Source organism: Deltaproteobacteria bacterium, assembly GCA_020848905.1.
Classification (GTDB): domain Bacteria; phylum Myxococcota_A; class Polyangia.
The window spans coordinates 1-4,350 of record JADLHG010000086.1 but is presented as its reverse complement, the minus strand read 5'-3'; the positions used below and the strand labels follow the sequence as shown (position 1 = coordinate 4,350).

4 protein-coding genes are annotated in these 4,350 nt (G+C 70.7%); all 4 read left to right on the top strand.

Annotated features, from left to right (window positions below; translation table 11 throughout):
- On the top strand, positions 1-1,494 hold a 1,494-nt coding region (locus IT371_31765; protein ID MCC6752268.1), incomplete at its 5' end, for a hypothetical protein.
- A gap of 3 nt (positions 1,495-1,497) precedes the next feature.
- Positions 1,498-1,947 (top strand): hypothetical protein, encoded by a 450-nt coding sequence (locus tag IT371_31760; protein ID MCC6752267.1) that lies wholly within the window; start codon positions 1,498-1,500, stop codon positions 1,945-1,947.
- An 18-nt stretch (positions 1,948-1,965) separates the two neighbouring features.
- Positions 1,966-3,606, top strand: coding sequence for a hypothetical protein (locus IT371_31755; GenBank protein MCC6752266.1), 1,641 nt, complete (start codon positions 1,966-1,968; stop codon positions 3,604-3,606).
- A gap of 27 nt (positions 3,607-3,633) precedes the next feature.
- The coding region (gene ccsA, locus IT371_31750; GenBank protein ID MCC6752265.1) for a cytochrome c biogenesis protein CcsA at positions 3,634-4,350 on the top strand (717 nt) is incomplete at its 3' end.

The following is a 4,350-nucleotide window of genomic DNA, read 5'->3' as shown; positions in this document are numbered from 1 at the left end:
TCGGTGATGAGCCGCGAGTTCTGGTTCCTCCTCAATAACTGGGTCCTGCTCTCCGGCTGCCTGCTGGTCATGGTGCTGACCGTCTTCCCGAACATCTCGGAGGCCTTCGGCGAGAAGATCACGATCAGCATCCCCGCCTTCAATCGGTGGATGACCCCCGTAGGCATCGCGCTGCTCGTGATCACCGGCATCGGCCCGATGCTCGGCTGGCGGTCCACCGATGGGGCGGGCCTCAGGCGCCAGTTCCTCTGGCCGCTCGCCGCCGGGCTGCTCAGCATGGGCCTGCTCCTCGCGGTCTTCGGCCTGCACCGCGGCCTTCCGGCCGGGACCTGGGCCCTTTGCATCTTCGTGCTGGCCACCATCGTCCAGGAGGTGATCCGCGCGAGTCGCATCCGCGCCAAGGCCGTGGGCTCGAGCGCTCTGGCCGCCGTGCCCGGGCTCATCGGACGCAACCGCCGTCGCTACGGCGGCTACGTCGTCCACCTCGGGATCGTGCTCATGTGCGTGGGCTTCGCCGGCGACTCCTTCAAGGTGGAGCGCGAGGTCGTGATGCGCCCGGGGCAGCGGGTGGAGATCGGCGCCTACTCCCTGCGCTTCGACGGCATCGAGACCGGGACCGACGAGGCGAAGCAGATGCTCACCGCCACCCTGAGCGTCTACGTCTCCGGCAAGCACCTGGGGCAGATCCAGCCCGCGCGCTGGACCTTCTTCAAGCACGAGGATCAGCCCACCACCGAGGTGGCCCTGCGCCGGACCCTGAAGGAGGACCTCTTCGTCGCCATCGGAGATCACGACCCGCAGGCCGGCACCACGGGCTTCAAGGCGATCATCAACCCGCTCGTGAACTGGGTCTGGATCGGCTTCCTGGTGCTGGCTCTCGGCACCGCGATCGCCGCCCTCCCGATCGGGGCGCCTGTGGCCTCGGCCGCCGGAACCACGGCGCTGCTCCTCCTTCTCCTCGGCTGGCCGGCGCTGGCCCGAGCCGACGCGACGCACGGCATGGGCGGCAACAACCCCGCGCACGACGTGCCGACCGACAAGCCCGTGGTGCTCGACAACGACGCCGAGCGCGCGGTCATGAAGCACTTCGCCTGCCTCTGCGGCGGCTGTCCCAAGATCCCCCTCGACAGCTGCCCCTGCGGCTTCGCGCAGACCGAGCGCGCCGCGATCCGCGTGAAGATCGCCGAGGGGTGGGACGTAGAGCGCATTCGGACCTGGTACACCACCGCCCGCGGACCCGAGATCGGCAAGAAGCCCTTCGGCGCGGTGGCGCTGGCCATCCCACCCGACACGGCCTTCAACCGTCTGTCGTGGCTCGTCCCTTACGGCGCGAGCGCCGTGGCAGCCGGGGTGCTCTTCGCGCTCGGCCGACGCTGGGCCCGGCGGCGCCACGCAGCAGACGAGGCGCAGGCCACCACCGAGGCGTCCGACGCCCCGAGCAACGACAAGGCCTACGAAGAGCTGCTCAATCGCGAACTCAAGGACCTGGAGTAAGCCGTGGACACCATCCTACGCTATTCGATCTTAGGGCTCCCTCTGGTCCTCGCCGGCGTGGGCGCCATCCTGAAGGGGAGCGGAGGGCTCACCGCGGGCCACTCGATCGGCTTCGCCGCTGCACTCGGCGCGGTCCTCGGCCTGACGCTGCACTTCGTGCTCTCGAGCTTCGCCACGCTGGTCGGGCAGGCTCGCGTTCCGAAGGAGCTCTCCAGTCGGGCGCTCATGGTGCTCGAGCACGACAAGCGCACCCTGCTCCGCTCCATCAAGGAGCTGGAGTTCGACGCCTCGCTCGGTCGCCTGAGTGCCGAGGAGGCCGAGCGCCTCGCCGCGCCGCTCAAGCAGCGCGCGGTGCGCCTGCTCAGGGAGCTCGACGTCGCACGCTCCACCGAGGGCAGCTCGGTCGACGCGCAGATCCAGGCCGAGCTCGACCGGCGCCTGGGCCGGGCCTAGGCGCCGGGAGGACAGACCATGACACGCACCCCGCTGCGAACGCTCTCCCTGGCGCTCCTCCTCGCGAGCTCTCTGGCGCACGCGCAAGCGCCCGCCGCTGCCGGCGCTCCGGGCACGCCCGCCGCTGCCGGCGCTCCGCCGCCCGGCGCGATGCTCGGCCAAGCGTTGTACTCGTCCGACCTCCCCAAGGGGGTCGCGACCGTCAAGGTGGTGGGCCAGGAGCTGAAGGAGCTGAAGGTCGGACAGCCCGTGGAGCTCCACCGCGAGACCGCAGGCCGCCGCGAGCTGGTCAGCACGACGAAGACCGGCCCAGACGGTCGCGCGCGCTTCGAGGGACTCGAGGCGGGCAAGAGCTACGTGGTGGTGCTGCCGCTCCCCGGGGGGAAGCGCGAGTCGGCGCCCTTCAAGGGCCCCGACGCAGGTGGCGTGCGCCTCCTCATCCAGACCCAGGCTGCCGCCCCAGCGGGCGGAGCTCCACCTAGCGACGCCGTGCACGGCGGCGCGGCAGCCGACCCCGCCGCGAGCGACGGGCTCCCCCCCGGACACCCGCCAGTCCCCGCTGGAAACGGCGGCGAGCCGGACCTGACGCCGAAGAAGGGAAAGACCCCCGGCCAGAGCGGGACGGCGGAGGTGACGCCGGTGAAGGAGCTCCAGCCCGGGACGCTCGAGATCCTGGTCGTCAAGGGGAAGGCGCGCGCGCCCGTCGGCTCCACCGTCGTGAACGTCACCGAAGGCCAGAAGAAGAGCACGCACCGCACGAACGACAAGGGCCAGGTGCTGCTGCGTCTCGCCCCGAAGCGGACCGTCACCCTCTCCGTGGCCTTCGCCGGGACGGACTACACCACCGACGCCCTCTCCCTCCCCGAGTCGGGGGGCCTGCGCGCCACCTTCACCGTCTACGACAAAACGAGCGATCTCTCTAGTATCTGGGTCGGCCCGGGCTCGCACCTGCTGGCGCAGCTAAACGAACAGACGATCCATTTCCGGCAGGTCTTCAGCCTCTACAACACCGGCGAGGCGCTCTTCGAGCCCCGCGACAAGGGGCTCCTGCTCCCCCTCCCCGAGGGAGCCCAGCAGCTTCAGGTCCCCGAGGAGTACGCGGGCCTGGTGACGGCCGAGCCGGCGCTCGGCGCGGTGCGCGTGGTGAAGCCGCTGCCGCCCGGACGCCTGATGATCGAAGTGTTCTACGCGCTACGCTACGAGGGAGAGACCCTGGACGTCCGCCAGCGCCTGCCCGTGGCCACCGCCCAGACGTTGCTCGTCGTCACCAACAGCGAGAGCGTGCAGCTCTCGGGGCCCTCCGTGAAGGGGCACCGCATGGAGGAGCAGGGAGGGGTGAAGACCCCCGTCTTCACGCTCGCTCCGGCGCGGGCGGGGACCCTCACCGAGTTCACCGTCACCGGCCTCCCCACCCGGAGCAAGCGCCTGACCCACGTCGTCTTGGGTCTCGCGGGACTGCTCCTCCTCTGGGGAGTCGTGGCCGCCTTCGGCGCCGGACACTCGCAGGGGCTGCGCCACGACCGCCGCGAGGCGCTGCTCAAGGAGCTCCTCGAGCTGGAGCGCGTGGCCGCCGACGGCTCGGTCCCTCCCGCCGAGCTGGAGCACCGGCGCAGCACCTTGAAAAAGGAGCTCGCCGGCCTCTGGGAAGAGCCCGTATAACGAGCTGGCATCAGGATCCGTGCACCCATGACCCGCATCCTCTTCTACCTCTGCGCCCTCCTCGCCGCGGCGGGCTTCGCCGTCGCGCCGTACCTGCTCTTCCTCGTCGCGCCCACCGAGCCCACGATGGGCTTCGTGCAGAAGATCTTCTACTTCCACGTCCCCTGCGCCTGGGTCATGTTCCTCTCCGCCATCCTCTGCGGCGTGGCCGGCGGCGTGTACCTCTTCCGGGGGCGCCTCTGGGCCGACGCGGTCACCGCGGCCACGGCGGAGATCACCGTGGTCTTCGGAGCCCTGGTGCTGATCACCGGCCCCCTGTGGGCCAAGATCGCCTGGGGCCACTACTGGGTCTGGGACGTTCGGCTCACCACCGTTCTCTTGCTCTTCCTCATCTTCGTGGCCGTGCTCCTCGCGCGCCGCTACGCCGGCCCCACCGCCAAGCGCATCGCCGCCGGGCTCGCCCTCTTCGGCGCGGCCGACGTGCCGCTCATCTACACCTCGGTGAAGATCTGGAAGACCATGCACCCCGAGACCTCGGTCGTGCCCACGCTCGACCCCGCGATGCGCCCCGCGCTCTTCGTCAGCCTCGGGACCTTCACCGCGCTCTTCGTCCTCCTCTTCTGGATTCGCCTGCGTCTCGAGCGCAGCCGCTACGCCCTCGACGAGCTCGTCGTCGCTCTCACGGAGCGCGAGCGCCACGCGGCGCCCGCGGCCTCCCGCGTCGGAGCCGCCTCTGCCGCCGCG

Bases quoted from the DNA above. Each gene is read 5' to 3' on its own strand.
- IT371_31755 (MCC6752266.1), top strand. From the start codon at position 1,966: ATGACACGCACCCCGCTGCGAACGCTCTCCCTGGCGCTCCTCCTCGCG.